We start from the raw sequence: 14,405 nt of genomic DNA, 5'->3' as shown, positions 1-14,405 counted from the left end.
GCGGTCGTCCACCCCTCGGCACGCGACAGGGCCCCCGGACGGTGTCCGGGGGCCCTGTCGGTGGTGCGTCGCGTCAGGCGGGAGCGTGCTGGTTCTGCCGGCCCGCTGCCGCCGGCTCGGCGGAGCCGCGGCTGTCGAGGTCGCGCAGGTGCGACTCGAGGTAGGACCGCAGGCGGGTGCGGTACTCGCGCTCGAAGGTCCGCAGCTCCTCGATCTTGCGCTCCAGACTGCTGCGCTTCTCCTCGAGGCTGCCCATGACCTCGACGTGCCGGCGCTCGGCGTCCTGGTCGAGAGCCGCGGCCTTGGCCCGCGCCTCGCGCTCCATGGTCTCGGCGCGGGTGCGCGCCTCGCCGACCATGGACTCGGCCCGCTGCTTGGCCTCGGTGACCATCTGCTCGCTCTTGGCGCGCGCATCGGTCATGAGCCGCTCGCTGTTGGTCTTGGCGCCGGTGAGCATCTGCTCGGCCTGCGCCTTGGCCTCGTTGACGTACCGGTCGGCCGTCTCGGTGGCCAGCGCCAGCATGCGGGAGGCGCGGGCGCTGTCGTCCTCGCGCGGCTGCTGGACCGGCGGCGGGGGCGCGGCGACCGGCGCGGGCGCCGGGACCGGGGCCTCCTCGGCGCGGGCCCCGCCGCGGCCGACCGCCGCACGCAGCTCGTTGTTCTCCTCGATGAGGCGGGCGAGCTCGGCTTCCACGACGTCGAGGAAGGCGTCGACCTCGTCCTCGTCGTAGCCCCGCTTGCCGATGGGCGGCTTCTTGAAGACGACGTTGTGCACGTCGGCAGGCGTGAGTGGCATCGGGGTCACCTCGGGTCGGACGGCGGGAACAGGGACGTTCTCGGACGAGCGGCGGCGGGCGCCGCCCGTTCCACGGCCCTGGCCCGGATGGGTTCAGGAGTCACGCGGCTGCGGCGGCGAGTGAGGTCGTGAGGCCACGGAGGAACAACACGGCGATCAACAGCACCATAAACCCGAGGTCCAGTCTGATGGACCCCAGGTTCAGGGGCGGGATGACCCGGCGCACCGCCTTCAGCGGCGGATCGGTGGTCGAGTAGACGACCTCGAGACCCGCGGCGACGATGCCCGAGGGACGCCAGCTGCGCGCCAGCACCATCACCCAGTCGACGACGAACCGCGCGAACAGCAGGACGAGGAAGACGAGCAGCACCGACGAGACGATCTGCCAGAAGAGAGCCACGGTCCTCGCTCGTTCGGGGCACTGCGCGTGCCGTTGCCAGTCGCGCGGGTTCCCCTCACGCGTGCCTCAGGACTGGTTGAAGAACCCGCCTTCGCGGATCCGCGCCTTGTCCTCGGCCGTCACGTCGACGTTCTGCGGACTGAGCAGGAAGACCTTCGCCGTGACGCGCTCGATACTACCGCGCAGTCCGAAGGACAGACCCGCAGCGAAGTCGACGAGCCGCTTCGCGTCGGAGTCGTCCATCTCCGTCAGGTTCATGATGACCGGCATCCCGTCGCGGAACCGCTCGCCGATGACCCGCGCCTCGTTGTAGGTGCGCGGGTGCAGCGTGGTGATCCGGTAGGGCTGCGGTGCGGGCGCCGGGGCGGGCTCGGCCACGACGGCGACCGGCTCCCGGACGACGAGCTTCGCCGCGGTGGCGCCCACCGGGCCGCTACCCATCGCGGAACCGCCGGCCGAGCCACCCATGGCGCTGACCCGCGAGGGACCGGCGCCGGCGGGCGCCAGGCCGATCGGGCGGGCTGCGCGCTCCCGGCGGGCCGGCAGCGCCTCGGGCTCGCGGGCCGCGGGGGGCTCGTCGTCGAGGTCCTCGTCGGCGTAGCCACCGGCGTACTCGTCGTCGTAGCGGTCGTCGTACCGGTCGTCGGCGTACCGACCGCCGTACCGGCGGTCGTGGTCGGTGTGCTCGGACTGACGGGCGTCGTACCGGCCGTAGGCGCGGGCGTCGTCGTCCTCGACGAGCCCCAGGTAGATACCCATCCTCCGCATGGCTCCGGCCATCGGACCTCCCCCTCTGCTGGCGTTCTCGGTGTCGCGTCCGCACGCAGCTCTGGGCCGTCCGTGGCCCGTGTTACCGGTGTGACTCGTGAGGCTGGTGTGCTCGATCTCCCCCGCAGGGTAGGGGCCGGTCTCCGAAGAGCGCGGTTCCGACACGCACGATCGTCGCGCCGGCTGCGATCGCCTCCTCGAGGTCCCCGCTCATGCCCGCGGAGATCTCCACCGCCCCGGGATGGTCCTCCCGCACGCGTGCGGCGAGGGCGGCCAGGCGGTCGAACGCCGGCCGGGGTTCCTCCCCGCGGGGCGCCACGGCCATGAGACCGCGCAGGCGCAGCCCGGGCAGCTGCGCCACCGCGTCGGCCAGCTCCGGCACCGACGCCGGGTCGGCTCCTCCGCGACGGCCCAGCTCCCCCTCCGGCCCACCGAGGTCGACCTGGAGCAGGACGTCGACCAGCCGCCCGCTCCCCTCCCCCGCGCGGCCGAGCGCCTGCGCCAGCGACGTGCGGTCGACCGAGTGCACCACCGCCCCGAGGCGGGCCACGGCGGCCGCCTTGTTGCGCTGCAGCTGGCCGACGAAGTGCCACCGCAGGTCGACGTCGGGCAGCTCGCCCGCCTTCTGCAGGAGCTCCTGGGCCCGGTTCTCGCCGAAGTCGTGCTGCCCCAGCGCGGCGAGCGCGCGGACGTCGGCGGCGGGCCAGGTCTTGCTCACCGCCAGGAGCGCCACCGTGGCCGGGTCGCGGCCGGCCGCCCGCGCGGCGTCGGAGATGCGGGCCCGCACCGCGAGCAGGTTCTCCTCCAGGCCGGCCATGCCCCGATCCTCCCAGGCGCGGTCAGCCGTGGTTGATCATCGACTCCGGGACGGCGGCGCGGTCAGGCGTCGAGCCACACGATCCCGGCCTGCCGGCCGGTGACGCGATCGCGCCGGTGCGAGAACAGGGTGGGGTCCTCGACCGTGCACCGCGGGTCCTGGACCACCTCGGCGATCCCGGCCCGCCGGAGGACCTCCGCCACGCCGGCGCGGAGGTCGAGGCCGGTGGTCCCGGCGCGGGTGCGCACCGCGGCCGACGGCGCGACGCGGGCGACGTCGGCCTGCATCTGCGCGGGCACCTCGTAGCAGGCGCCGCACACGGCGGGCCCCAGCAGCGCGGTCACGTACCGGGCGCGGGCCCCGAGGCTCGCCATGGCCGACAAGGCCGCGGGCAGCACCCCCGCGCGGAGCCCCTCTCGGCCGGCGTGCACGGCCGCGACCACGCCGGTCTCGTGGTCGGCCAGCAGCACCGGGACGCAGTCGGCGACCAGGACGCAGAGCACCAGCCCGCGCGTCGCCGTCACCAGCCCGTCGGTCCCCGCCACCGGCGCGCCCTGCGGCCCGTCGACCACGGCCACACCGGTGCCGTGGACCTGCTGCATCCAGACCAGCCGGTCCTCGGGCACGCCCAGCTCACGGGCGACGCGGCTGCGGTTGGCCGCGACGTCAGCCGGGTCGTCGCCGACGTGGTCGCCCAGGTTGAACGACTCGTACGGGGAACGGGACCGGCCGCCCCGTCGGTCGGTGACGACCCGTCGGGGTCGCACCGCCGTCGGAGCGGCCGGTGTGTCGCTGCGCGTCATGGGTCCAGCATGACGGTCGTGCCTCAGCCCTTGAGGAACTCCGGGATGTCGAGCTCTTCCTCGAAGTCCTCGCTGGACAGCGGACGACGGCCGGCGACCGGACCCGGGATCGGCGGGAGCGGGGGCACGGTGATGCCCCCACCGGCGACCGCGGGCGCCGGGCGGGCCGGCGCCGCGGTGGCCGGGGCGGCCGCAGGAGCGGAGCCGTTGGCCGGAGCCGGCGCGGCGGCCGGCTGAGCGGCCTGCGGCACGACCCGCCGCTCGCCCGACGGCTGGTTGGCCGCCGGGGTCATCGGGCGCCGGTAGGGCGGCAGGCCGGCCGGTGCGGCCGCGGGAGCGCCTGCCGGCGCCCCGGTGACCACACCGGCGGCACCGGCGTCCTTGCGGGCGCTGGGCCGGCCGCTGTCGAAGCCGGCGGCGATGACCGTCACCCGGACCTCGTCACCCAGGGCGTCGTCGATGACGGCGCCGAAGATGATGTTGGCGTCGGCGTGCGCGGCGTCGGACACCAGCGAGGCCGCCTCGTTGATCTCGAAGAGGCCGAGGTCCGACCCGCCCGAGATCGACAGCAGGACGCCGTGGGCGCCCTCCATCGAGGCCTCGAGCAGCGGGCTGGCGATGGCCTGCTCCGCCGCCAGCAGCGCGCGGTTGTCCCCGCGCGCACTGCCGATGCCCATCAGCGCCGAGCCCGCGCCGGACATGACCGACTTGACGTCGGCGAAGTCCAGGTTGATCAGGCCGGGCGTGGTGATCAGGTCGGTGATGCCCTGGACACCGGACAGCAGCACCTGGTCGGCGGTGCGGAAGGCGTCCATGACGCTGACGTTCCGGTCGCCCAGCTGCAGCAGCCGGTCGTTCGGGATCACGATCAGCGTGTCGCACTCGTTGCGCAGCTCCTCGATGCCCGACTCGGCCTGCACCGCGCGCCGCTTGCCCTCGAAGGCGAACGGGCGCGTGACCACACCGATGGTCAGGGCGCCGAGCTTGCGCGCGATGGATGCGACGACCGGCGCACCCCCGGTGCCCGTGCCACCGCCCTCGCCCGCCGTCACGAAGACCATGTCGGCCCCCTTGAGGACCTCCTCGATCTCCTCGCGGTGGTCCTCGGCGGCCTGGCGGCCCACGTCGGGCTGGGCACCCGCGCCCAGACCGCGCGTGAGCTCCCGTCCGACGTCGAGCTTGACGTCGGCGTCGCTCATCAGCAGCGCCTGCGCGTCGGTGTTGATCGCGATGAACTCGACCCCCTTGAGGCCGACCTCGATCATGCGATTGACCGCGTTCACCCCGCCGCCGCCGATGCCGACGACCTTGATGACCGCTAGATAGTTGTGCGGAGGTGTCATGCGGCGCTCCCCAACTGGACCCTCATCCTCAAGTTCAGCCTTACAGTTATGTCAACTCGGTCGACGAGGACGAAGTTAGGTGCGGCGAAGAGGGCTGCACAAACACCCTCACGGGGTCGGCGTGTCGGTCGGAGCGGATCGCACCGAACACTGGCGACCCGTTGGTCACATCAGCACCACTAGCTGTGACGACCCGCCCCGCGAACGTCTCATCCCGGGGTGGAGACCCTGTGAGGTTCCTGGGACGGGAACCCGGAAAGAGAACTTGCGTGTCGGGCGTGTCGCGCCCGTCCGCGTGTCGGTCCACGGGGTCGCCGGACGCGGTGCGCAGGCGCGGGGACACCCCGGGTGACCTGCGCACTCCCCCGCCGCCGCGCGGCGGCGCTCAGCGGAGGACGACCGCGTCGGGGGTGCTGACGTCGATGGTGCCGGCCGGCTCCAGCCCGCCCGTCCGGATCTGCTCGACCAGCCCCACGAGCGCCGCCGACTTGGCCCGCGACTCCGAGGCGTCGCCCCACCGGACGACCGTGCCGTCGGCGAGGGTCAGGGTGATGTCGTCCGGGCTCGCCGCTGCGGCCGCGCCCACCTGCACCCGGACGTCGGCCGGCAGCGAGGCGATGGCCGCGATCCCGGCCCGTGTCGCGGGGTCGTCGGGGCCGGGCGCCGCCACCTCGAGCGGCACCACCCCGTCCGGGGTCTCCCCCGTGACCATGTCGAAGAGGACGCCGTCGGCGTCGACCAGCGACCGCCTGCCGGGCTCCCCGACGACCGCGACCGGGACGCGCTCCACCACGGTGATGACGACGCTGTCGGGCCAGTCGCGGGTCACCTCGACCGAGGCCACCTGCGGCAGCCGGGCCACGCGCGTCTCGGCGGCGGCCACGTCGACCCGCAGCAGCGGCGTCCCGGACCCGATGCCGGCCGCCTCCTGCACCTGCTCGGCCGGCAGCGTGACCAGCCCGTCGACGTGCACGGCGCGGACGGCGAGCACCGGGCCGGCCAGCAGCAGCCAGGCCACGACGGCGATCGCCGCCAGGGCACCGCCCAGCTGCAGGGCGCGGCGACGGCGCCCGCGCGGCCGCCCGCGGCGCCGGCCGGCGATCGACGTGACCGGAGCGGGGGGCCGGCGGGGGGTGGTCCGCCGCGTGGCGTGCCGGTCGGCGACCGGCCGCTCGGTGCCCTTCCCACGGCGCGACCGCGCGGTCCGGTCCCGCGTCGTCGAGCCCGACCGGCTCACCGGTCCGGGCCCGCCGCGTCGTCCGGCGCCGACGCGTCACCAGCGGCCGCGCTCCGGAGCGCGGCGAGCACCTCGGGTCCCACCATCGACACGTCGCCGGCGCCCATGGTCATCACCAGGTCTCCGGGGCGGGCGCGGGCGGCCAGCGCCGGCGCGGTGGCCGACCAGGAGGGCTCGAAGACCACCCGCCCGGCCGGCAGCCGCACCGCGTCGGCGACCATCGCGCCGGTCACCCCGGGAACCGGGTCCTCGCGGGCGCCGTACACGTCCATGACCACGACCTCGTCGGCCAGCCCCAGGGCCTCGCCGAAGCCGGCGGCGAACTCCTGCGTCCGGCTGTAGAGGTGCGGCTGGAAGGCGACGACGAGCCGCCCGTCACCCGCGACGGCGCGGGCGGCCTTGAGCTGGGCGGTCACCTCGGTCGGGTGGTGCGCGTAGTCGTCGTAGACGCGGACCCCGGCCACGACGCCCTTCAGCTCGAACCGGCGGTGCACCCCGCCGAAGCGGCCGAGACCCTCGATCAACCCGGCCGCCGGCAGGCCGAGCTCGAGCCCGGCGAGCAGGGCGGCGGCGCTGTTGAGCGCCATGTGCTCGCCGGGCACCCGGATCCGGACGCGCCCCAGGTCGGCGCCGTCGAGCGTGGCGGTGTAGCTGGTGGCGTCGCCCCCCACCTCGAGCGCGGTGAGCCGCAGGTCGGCGTCCTCGGCGAACCCGTAGGTGCGCAGCCGGGCCGGCGTGGGGACCCCGCGCAGCCGGGCGGCGCCGGGATCGTCGGCGCAGACGACGACGAAGCCCGCGGGGTCGACGGTCTGGAGGAACCTGTCGAAGGCGGCCTCGACGGCGGCCAGGTCGCCGTAGTTGTCCAGGTGGTCGGCCTCGACGTTGGTGACGATCGCGCCGTAGGGGGCCAGGAGCAGGAAGGACCCGTCGCTCTCGTCGGCCTCCGCGACGAAGACGTCGCCCTCCCCCGCGTGCGCGTTGCTGCCCGACTCGTTGAGGTCGCCGCCGATCGCGAACGACGGGTCGACGCCGCACGCCTGGACGGCGACGGTCAGCATCGACGTGGTCGAGGTCTTGCCGTGGGTGCCCGCCACCGCGATGCTGCGCCGCCCGGCCATCACCGCGGCCAGGGCCACGGCGCGCGGCAGCACCCGCAGTCCCCGCTCCCGCGCCGTCGCCAGCTCGGGGTTGTCCGGGCGGATCGCGGTGGAGACGACGACCGTGTCGGCGTCGCCGAGGTTCGCCGCGTCGTGACCCACCGACACCCGCGCGCCGAGAGCCCGGAGCGCGAGCAGGGTCGGGGTGTCGCGCCGGTCGCTGCCCGAGACGCGGACGCCGCGGGCCAGCAGGATCCGCGCGATCCCGCTCATCCCCGCACCGCCGATGCCGACGAAGTGCACGGCGCCCAGCTCGTCCGGCGTGGGCACGGGCCCGTTCCACGCGGCGACGTCGGCGGCGCTCATCGCCCGCTCCCCCGCGACGCGGCCGCCTCGGCGACCAGGTCGGCCAGCCGCTCGTCGGCGTCGGGCACCCCGGCGGCGGCGGCGTGCCGCGCGTAGCCGGCGAGGGCGTCCGGGTCGCTCAACAGGGGCACCAGGTGGGTGGTGATCCAATCGGCGTCCAGCTCGGCGTCCTCGACCAGCAGCCCACCGCCGGCCTCCACGACCGGCAGCGCGTTGCGCCGCTGCTCGCCGTTGCCGATGGGCAGCGGCACGAAGGCGGCCGGCAGCCCGACGGCCGAGAGCTCGGCGACGGTCACCGCCCCCGAGCGGCACAGGGCGAAGTCGGCGGCGGCGTAGGCGAGGTCCATGCGGTCCAGGTAGTCGACGAGCACGTAGGGGGCACTACCCGACGGGCGGGCCGGGACGGTCACGTGCGTGTTCTTCGGCCCGCGCGCGTGCAGGACCTGCACGCCGGCCGCGGTGAGCGCGTCGGCCGCCGCGACGGCGGCCCGGTTCAGCGTCTGCGCCCCCTGCGAGCCGCCGAAGACCAGCAGCGTGGGCCGGTCGGCGTCCAGGCCGAGCTCGGCCCGTGCGCCGGCGCGCAGCGCGGACCGGTCGAGACCGGCGATGGCCCGCCGGAGGGGCATGCCGACGTGCTCGGCGCCGCGCAGCGGCGTGCCGGGCGCGGTCACGCCCACGCGCGCGGCCAGCCGCGCACCGATCCGGTTGGCCAGCCCCGGCAGGGCGTTCTGCTCGTGGACCACCACCGGTATCCGCGCACGGCGGGCGGCCAGGTAGGCCGGCAGGGCGACGTAGCCGCCGAAGCCGACGACGACGTCGGCGGCCAGCTCGTCGAGCAGCGCGCGGGTGTCCGCGACCGCCCGGCGGACGCGGCCCGGCACCCGCAGCAGGTCGACGGTCGGCTTGCGCGGCAGCGGCACCGGCGGGATCAGCCGGAGGTCGTACCCGCGGGCCGGGACCAGCCGCGTCTCCATGCCGCGAGCCGTGCCCAGGCAGGTGATGCGCAGATCGGCGTCGCGGCGGCGCAGCGCGTCGGCCAGGGCCAGCATCGGCTCGATGTGCCCGGCGGTGCCGCCCCCGGCGAGGACGACGCTCGACAGGTCGCTCATCGCGGACCTCCCGGCCGCCGGGGGGCTCCGGAGGGGGGCAGCCGGCGACCGCCGCCCGGGCCGGCGGGACGGCGCTCGCGCGGGGTCACCACGCGGGACCTCGGCTCGTCCCGGCCGGGGACGGCTGCGGGCCGGACGTCGCGGGGAGGCAGCCGGCGCGGAGGACCGGACCGCGTGTGCACGACGGTGCGGCCGGGCCCGCCCACCGAGCGCGCGGGCTGGTGGTCCTCCGGCCGGCGGCGGGGCCGCACCGGGTCGACGGCGGCGGCCGGCACGGGCAGCAGGAACCGGGCCACCCGGCTGCGCTCCTGCCGGCGCTGGAACTCGATGGCGGCGGGCTCCGCGCGGGCGAAGCGGGCGAGCAGGCCGACGATGAAGAGGGTGAGCACGAGCGACGTCCCGCCGGCCGAGATGAGGGGCAGCTGCACGCCGGTGACCGGCAGCAGCCCCACGACGTAGCCCATGTTCATGGCGGCCTGGCCGACCAGCCAGACGGTGATCGCCACGCTGGCCAGCTGCACGAACCGGTCGGCGGACCGGCGGGCGATGCGGAAGCCCGCCCAGGCGAGGACGCCGTAGAGGGCCACGACGACCAGGCAGCCGAGGAACCCGAGCTCCTCGCCGATGATCGCGAAGATGTAGTCGGACTCCGCGTGCGGCAGCAGGTTCCACTTCATGGCGCTGTTGCCCAGCCCGACGCCCCAGAACCCACCGGTGGCCAGCGCGTACATGCCCCGGATGGCCTGGAAGCCGCCGTCGGTCGGGTCGGCGAACGGGTCCATGAACGCGGTGATGCGTGCCATGCGGTAGGGCGCCAGCTTCACCATCGCGGTCAGGACGACGGCGGCGGCGACGGCGAACCACCCGAACCAGCGCAGCGGCATGCCCCCGCCCCAGAGCAGGCCGACCAGCACCAGGCCGAGGCTCACCACCGCGCCGAAGTCGGGCTCGGCGATGAGCAGCAGCGAGAGGATGCCGAACACCGGCAGCACCGGGACGAGCAGCGACGTCGTCGTCAGGTACCGCTCGCGCAGGGCGAGGACGTGGGCGCCCCACAGGGCGAAGACCAGCTTGGCCAGCTCGGAGGGCTGGAAGTAGGTGACGCCGAGGTCGATCCACTGGCGGGCGCCGTTGAGCTCGGCCCCGATGCCGGGGATCAGGACGACGAGCAGCAGCCCGAAGCTGGCCAGCAGGGCGATCGGCGCCCAGCGCCGGATGAACCCGACGGGCATCCGCAGGGCGGCGAACATGGCCACCAGGCCGACGCAGGCCAGCGCCACCTGCTTCACCCCGGGCGCCCAGGCCGGCTCGTCGGCGAGGGCGGCCTCGATGGCGGAGGCGGAGAAGACCATGACCAGGCCGATGGCCAGCAGCAGGCCGGCGGAGCCCAGCACCAGGTGGGAGCTGGTCATGGGCCCGTCGAGCCAGGCCGGGCCGCGGAAGCGCGGCTCGCGCTCGTGGCGGGTGGGCGTGGCGCGGTCCCGGGCGGCGGTGCGCTCGCCGCCCGCGGCGCGCGGACGGGTGCTGGTGGTCATCGGGGACCACCCGACCCGTCGCGACGCATGGGCCCATCGTGACGGGTGTGACTCGAGGTCCCCGCGAACCCCCGCGCGTGTCGCGGGGAGAAGAGGGCCGGGTGCGGGCCGCTCACAGCCCGACGAAGCTGAGCCAGTCGGCGTAGAACAGGCCGATCCCGAACGCCACGGCCATCGCCGTCACCAGCCAGAAGCGCACGATGACGGTGTTCTCCGTCCAGCCGGCGAGCTCGAAGTGGTGGTGCAGCGGCGCCATCCGGAACACCCGCCGGCGGGTGGCGCGGAAGAAGGCCACCTGGATGACCACCGACAGGGTCACCGCGACGAAGAGGCCACCCAGGACGACCAGCAGCAGCTCCGTCCGGGTGACGATCGCCAGCCCCGACAGCAGGCCACCGAGGGCGAGGGAACCGGTGTCGCCCATGAAGATGCGGGCCGGGCTGGTGTTCCACCACAGGAACCCGAGGCAGGCGCCCAGGCCCGCGGCGGCCACCAGCGTGACGTCGAGCGGGTCGCGGACCGTGTAGCAGCCCTCGATCAGCTCGTTGGCGCAGTCGTGGGTGAACTGCCAGAAGGAGATGAAGACGTAGGAGGCGAACACCATCGCCGAGGCGCCCGCGGCCAGCCCGTCGAGGCCGTCGGTGAGGTTGACCGCGTTGGAGAACCCCGCGATGAACAGGTAGGCGAGGATCACGAACGCGATCGAGCCGAGCGCGAACGGGGCGATGTCACGGACGTAGGAGACGACCGTGGACGCCGGCGTGACGCCGCGGCCGTCGGGGAAGTTGATGGCCAGCACGGCGAAGGCGACGCCCACCACCAGCTGCCCGACGAGCTTCGCGGTCTTGTTCAGCCCGAGGCTGCGCCGGTGCCGGATCTTGAGGTAGTCGTCGAGGAACCCGACCGTGCCCATGCCGACCATCAGGAACAGCAGCATCAGGCCACTGGCGGTGAAGCCCCAGTTGTCCTGGTCGCTGAGGAACAGGTGCGCCATCACGTAGCCGCCGACCGTCGCGCCGACGATCACCGTGCCGCCCATCGTGGGCGTGCCCTTCTTGGACAGGTGGCTCTCGGGGCCGTCGTCGCGGATCTCCTGGCCGAGCCCCTGCCTGCGGAAGGCGCGGATGGCCAGCGGGGTGAGCAGGATCGAGATGATCAGGCTGAACCCGGCCGCGATCAGGACCGACCTCATGCGCCGGTCCCACCCGTCGGGAGGTCGGCGGTCAGGAGGTCGGCGGCGAGCAGCTCGAGCCCGTAGGCGCGGCTGGCCTTCACGAGGACGACGTCCCCGGGACGGAGCACCTCCGACAGCAGCTCGCGGGCAGCGGCCCGGTCCGGCACGTGCACCGACTCCTCTCCTGCGCGGCGGCCAGCGGCGGCCGCGCCTTCGGCTATGCCTACCGCATCGGCGCCCACGGCGACGACCAGGTCGACGCCCGCGGCGGCCGCGTCCCGGCCCAGCCGCTCGTGCTCGGCCGGGGCTCCGGGCCCCAGCTCGCCCATGGCGCCGAGGACGGCGATCCGGCGGGTTGCGGGCATCCCGGTGAGCGCGGCCAGTGCGGCGCGCATCGACTCGGGGTTGGCGTTGTAGGCGTCGTTCACCACGGTCACGCCGTCGGCCCGCCGGTCGACCTCCATGCGCCAGCGGCTCCGGGCGGTGGCGGCCGACAGCGCGGCGGCGACGTCGGCCGGGGCCATGCCCGCGGCGATGGCCGCGCCGGCGGCCGACAGCGCGTTGGCGACCTGGTGCTGCCCGACGACCTGGAGCGCGACGGGGTGCTCCTCCCCCGCCGCGACGAGGGCGAAGCGGGGCCGGGCGGCGTCGTCGAGGCTGACGTCGGCCGCGCGCACGTCGGCGTCGTCGCCGAGCCCGGTGGTGACGACCGTCGCCGCGGTGCGCGGGGCCATGCCGATCACCCGCGCATCGTCGGCGTTGAGGACGGCGGTGCCGTCGGCCGGCAGCGCCTCCACGAGCTCGCCCTTGGCCTGCGCCGTGCCCTCGGGACTGCCGAACTCGCCCAGGTGGGCCGACCCGACGTTGAGCACCACGCCGATGCGCGGCCGGGCAACGCGGCACAGCCGGGCGATGTGCCCCACGCCGCGGGCGCCCATCTCCAGGACGAGGTAGCGGGTGGAGGCGTCGGCGTCGAGCACGGTGAGGGGCAGGCCGATGTCGTTGTTGTACGACCCGGGCGGGCTGACCGTCGGCCCGGCCGTGGCCAGCACCTGGCCCAGCAGGTCCTTGGTGGAGGTCTTGCCCGAGGAGCCGGTGATGCCGAGCGTCACCAGGCCGCCCTCGACCAGGCGGGTGTGCACGCCGGTGGCGAGCCGGCCGAGGGCCTCGACCGGGTCGTGGACGACCACCGTCGGCAGGGCGTCGTCGGTCCGGGTGGCCAGCGCCGCGACCGCGCCGGCAGCGGCGGCCGCACCGAGGAAGTCGTGCCCGTCGACGCGCTCCCCCGGGACGGCGACGAACAGGTCGCCGGCGCCCACGGTGCGCGAGTCGAGGGTGACCCGGCCGGTCACGCGGACGTCAGGCCGGCCGGTCAGCCGGCCACCGGTCAGCTCGGCCACCTCGGCCAGCGAGAGCTCGATCATGCCCGCGCCCCCGCCAGCACCTCGCGGAGCACGTCCCGGTCGTCGAAGGGGTGCACCGTGCCGGCGACCTCCTGGCCGGTCTCGTGCCCCTTGCCGGCGACCAGCAGCGTGTCCCCCGGGCGGGCCAGCCCCACCGCCACCGCGAGGGCGTCGCGGCGGCCGGCCACCTCGTGCACCTCGGCCCGGCGGTCGGCGGGCACGTCCTGCACCCCGGCGAGCATCGCGGCGCGGATCAGCGCAGGGTCCTCCGACCGCGGGTTGTCGTCGGTGACCACGAGGACGTCGCTGCCGGCCGCGGCGGCCGCGCCCATCGCCGCCCGCTTGCCGGGGTCGCGGTCGCCGCCGCAGCCGAGCACGGTGATCAGCCGCCCCGTGGTCGGTCCCCGCAGGGCGTCCAGCGCCGTGGTGACGGCGTCCGGCGTGTGCGCGTAGTCGACGACGGCCACGAACGGCTGGCCGGCCTCCACCGGCTCCATCCGGCCCGGGACGACGGTGGCGGCGATGCCGCTGAGCGCGTCCTCCACCGCGACGCCCACGGCGTCCAGCAGGGCCACGGCGAGGACGGCGTTGGCCACGTTGAACAGCCCCGGCAGCCGCAACCGCCCGGGCAGGGTGCGGCCGTCCGGAGCGGTGAGCGTGAAGGTCGATCCCCCGTCGGCGGCCGGCGCCACGTCGGTCGCCGTCCAGTCCCCCGCGCCGGTGATCGAGACGGTGGCGGCGTCCGGGCGCTGGGCGGCCAGGCGGCGGCCCGCGTCGTCGTCGACGGTGACCACCTCGCGGGCGGCCCGCCCGTCGAAGAGCAGCGCCTTCGCCCGGAAGTACTCCTCGAGGGTCTCGTGGAAGTCCAGGTGGTCGCGACCGAGGTTGGTGAACCCGGCGGCGGCGAACCGCACGCCGCCGACGCGGCCCAGCACCAGCGCGTGGCTGGAGACCTCCATGACCACGGCCGACACCCCGGAGGAGGCCATCGTGGCGAGCAGCCCGTGCAGGGCCGGCGCCTCGGGCGTGGTGCGCACGCTCGGGAACGCCGTCTCGGTCGGCGTGCCGTCCGCGGCGCGGCCGCGGGTGCGGGTCTGCACGGTGCCGATCAGCCCGGTGCCCAGCCCGGCGGCGGCCAGCCCCGCCTCGACCAGGTAGGCCGTCGTCGTCTTGCCGTTGGTGCCGGTGATGCCGATGACGGCCAGGGCCCGGCTGGGCTCGCCGTAGACGCGGTCGGCGACGCGGCCGAGGACCGCCCGCGGGTCGTCGACCACGCACACCGGCAGCCCGGTCCCGCGCGCGGTGTCCAGGCCGGTGGGGTCGGTGAGGACGGCGACCGCACCGCGCCCGGCGGCGTCGACGGCGAACCGCGCGCCGTGGGTGCGCGCGCCCGGCAGGGCGGCGTACAGGTCACCGGGCCGGACCTCGCCGGAGGCGAGGGTGACGCCGGTGACGGCCGTGCCCTCCGCGGTCCCGGTCGCGGGGACGCCGACGAGATCGGCCAGGTCGGCCAGCGTCACGGGGTGGGCCGGGGTCACGGGGCTCCAATCTACCGGC

13 protein-coding genes are annotated in these 14,405 nt (G+C 75.4%); all 13 read right to left on the bottom strand.

All coding sequences use genetic code 11. From position 1 onward, the window contains the following. Positions 1–73: 73 nt before the first annotated feature. Complete coding sequence (locus DCS98_RS18035) at positions 74–796, bottom strand: DivIVA domain-containing protein (RefSeq protein WP_116452781.1); 723 nt, start codon at positions 794–796, stop codon at positions 74–76. A gap of 100 nt (positions 797–896) precedes the next feature. Continuing rightward, the gene (locus DCS98_RS18030) at positions 897–1,196 is read right to left on the bottom strand and encodes a YggT family protein (RefSeq protein WP_116452780.1); all 300 of its coding nucleotides are present in this window, start codon (positions 1,194–1,196) and stop codon (positions 897–899) included. 66 nt (positions 1,197–1,262) lie between these two features. After that, on the bottom strand, positions 1,263–1,955 hold the full coding sequence (locus DCS98_RS23950) for a cell division protein SepF (protein ID WP_277394626.1): 693 nt from the start codon (positions 1,953–1,955) through the stop codon (positions 1,263–1,265). A gap of 91 nt (positions 1,956–2,046) precedes the next feature. Next, on the bottom strand, positions 2,047–2,781 hold the full coding sequence (locus tag DCS98_RS18020; protein ID WP_116452778.1) for a YggS family pyridoxal phosphate-dependent enzyme: 735 nt from the start codon (positions 2,779–2,781) through the stop codon (positions 2,047–2,049). Between the two features lie 62 nt (positions 2,782–2,843). Then, positions 2,844–3,584 (bottom strand): peptidoglycan editing factor PgeF, encoded by a 741-nt coding sequence (gene pgeF, locus DCS98_RS18015; RefSeq protein WP_206340329.1) that lies wholly within the window; start codon positions 3,582–3,584, stop codon positions 2,844–2,846. Between the two features lie 23 nt (positions 3,585–3,607). Beyond that, positions 3,608–4,927: a cell division protein FtsZ gene (ftsZ, locus tag DCS98_RS18010; protein WP_116452777.1), complete on the bottom strand. Its 1,320-nt coding sequence runs from the start codon at positions 4,925–4,927 to the stop codon at positions 3,608–3,610. Between the two features lie 385 nt (positions 4,928–5,312). Further along, positions 5,313–6,164: a cell division protein FtsQ/DivIB gene (locus DCS98_RS18005; protein ID WP_116452776.1), complete on the bottom strand. Its 852-nt coding sequence runs from the start codon at positions 6,162–6,164 to the stop codon at positions 5,313–5,315. Beyond that, positions 6,161–7,627, bottom strand: a complete 1,467-nt coding sequence (gene murC / locus DCS98_RS18000; RefSeq protein ID WP_116452775.1) for a UDP-N-acetylmuramate--L-alanine ligase — start codon at positions 7,625–7,627, stop codon at positions 6,161–6,163. The genes DCS98_RS18005 and murC overlap by 4 nt, the downstream gene beginning before the upstream one ends. Continuing rightward, the gene (gene murG, locus DCS98_RS17995) at positions 7,624–8,736 is read right to left on the bottom strand and encodes an undecaprenyldiphospho-muramoylpentapeptide beta-N-acetylglucosaminyltransferase (protein ID WP_116452774.1); all 1,113 of its coding nucleotides are present in this window, start codon (positions 8,734–8,736) and stop codon (positions 7,624–7,626) included. The genes murC and murG overlap by 4 nt, the downstream gene beginning before the upstream one ends. Continuing rightward, the gene (ftsW, locus tag DCS98_RS17990; RefSeq protein ID WP_241038303.1) at positions 8,733–10,271 is read right to left on the bottom strand and encodes a putative lipid II flippase FtsW; all 1,539 of its coding nucleotides are present in this window, start codon (positions 10,269–10,271) and stop codon (positions 8,733–8,735) included. Before ftsW ends, murG begins: the two co-directional genes overlap by 4 nt. A 112-nt stretch (positions 10,272–10,383) precedes the next feature. Further along, entirely contained in the window at positions 10,384–11,463 is a 1,080-nt protein-coding gene (gene mraY, locus DCS98_RS17985) for a phospho-N-acetylmuramoyl-pentapeptide-transferase (protein ID WP_116452773.1), read from the bottom strand. Then, the gene (locus DCS98_RS17980) at positions 11,460–12,869 is read right to left on the bottom strand and encodes a UDP-N-acetylmuramoyl-tripeptide--D-alanyl-D-alanine ligase (RefSeq protein WP_116452772.1); all 1,410 of its coding nucleotides are present in this window, start codon (positions 12,867–12,869) and stop codon (positions 11,460–11,462) included. The genes mraY and DCS98_RS17980 overlap by 4 nt, the downstream gene beginning before the upstream one ends. After that, positions 12,866–14,386, bottom strand: a complete 1,521-nt coding sequence (locus tag DCS98_RS17975; RefSeq protein WP_116452771.1) for a UDP-N-acetylmuramoyl-L-alanyl-D-glutamate--2,6-diaminopimelate ligase — start codon at positions 14,384–14,386, stop codon at positions 12,866–12,868. Before DCS98_RS17975 ends, DCS98_RS17980 begins: the two co-directional genes overlap by 4 nt. Between the last annotated feature and the right edge of the window lie 19 nt (positions 14,387–14,405).

It is taken from the genome of Blastococcus litoris, from assembly GCF_003075095.1.
In the GTDB taxonomy this organism is placed as follows: Bacteria; Actinomycetota; Actinomycetes; order Mycobacteriales; family Geodermatophilaceae; genus Blastococcus_B; species Blastococcus_B litoris.
The sequence above is the reverse complement of the archived record's forward strand: the minus strand, read 5'-3'. Positions and strand labels throughout refer to the sequence as shown.

What these genes read in the sequence shown, in the direction of transcription:
- mraY (WP_116452773.1), bottom strand. Translation starts at nt 11,463, where the DNA reads ATGAGGTCGGTCCTGATCGCGGCCGGGTTCAGCCTGATCATCTCGATC.
- DCS98_RS18020 (WP_116452778.1), bottom strand. Translation starts at nt 2,781, where the DNA reads ATGGCCGGCCTGGAGGAGAACCTGCTCGCGGTGCGGGCCCGCATCTCC.
- DCS98_RS23950 (WP_277394626.1), bottom strand. Translation starts at nt 1,955, where the DNA reads ATGGGTATCTACCTGGGGCTCGTCGAGGACGACGACGCCCGCGCCTAC.
- ftsZ (WP_116452777.1), bottom strand. Translation starts at nt 4,927, where the DNA reads ATGACACCTCCGCACAACTATCTAGCGGTCATCAAGGTCGTCGGCATC.
- murC (WP_116452775.1), bottom strand. Translation starts at nt 7,627, where the DNA reads ATGAGCGCCGCCGACGTCGCCGCGTGGAACGGGCCCGTGCCCACGCCG.
- ftsW (WP_241038303.1), bottom strand. Translation starts at nt 10,271, where the DNA reads ATGACCACCAGCACCCGTCCGCGCGCCGCGGGCGGCGAGCGCACCGCC.
- pgeF (WP_206340329.1), bottom strand. Translation starts at nt 3,584, where the DNA reads ATGACGCGCAGCGACACACCGGCCGCTCCGACGGCGGTGCGACCCCGA.
- DCS98_RS17980 (WP_116452772.1), bottom strand. Translation starts at nt 12,869, where the DNA reads ATGATCGAGCTCTCGCTGGCCGAGGTGGCCGAGCTGACCGGTGGCCGG.
- DCS98_RS18035 (WP_116452781.1), bottom strand. Translation starts at nt 796, where the DNA reads ATGCCACTCACGCCTGCCGACGTGCACAACGTCGTCTTCAAGAAGCCG.
- murG (WP_116452774.1), bottom strand. Translation starts at nt 8,736, where the DNA reads ATGAGCGACCTGTCGAGCGTCGTCCTCGCCGGGGGCGGCACCGCCGGG.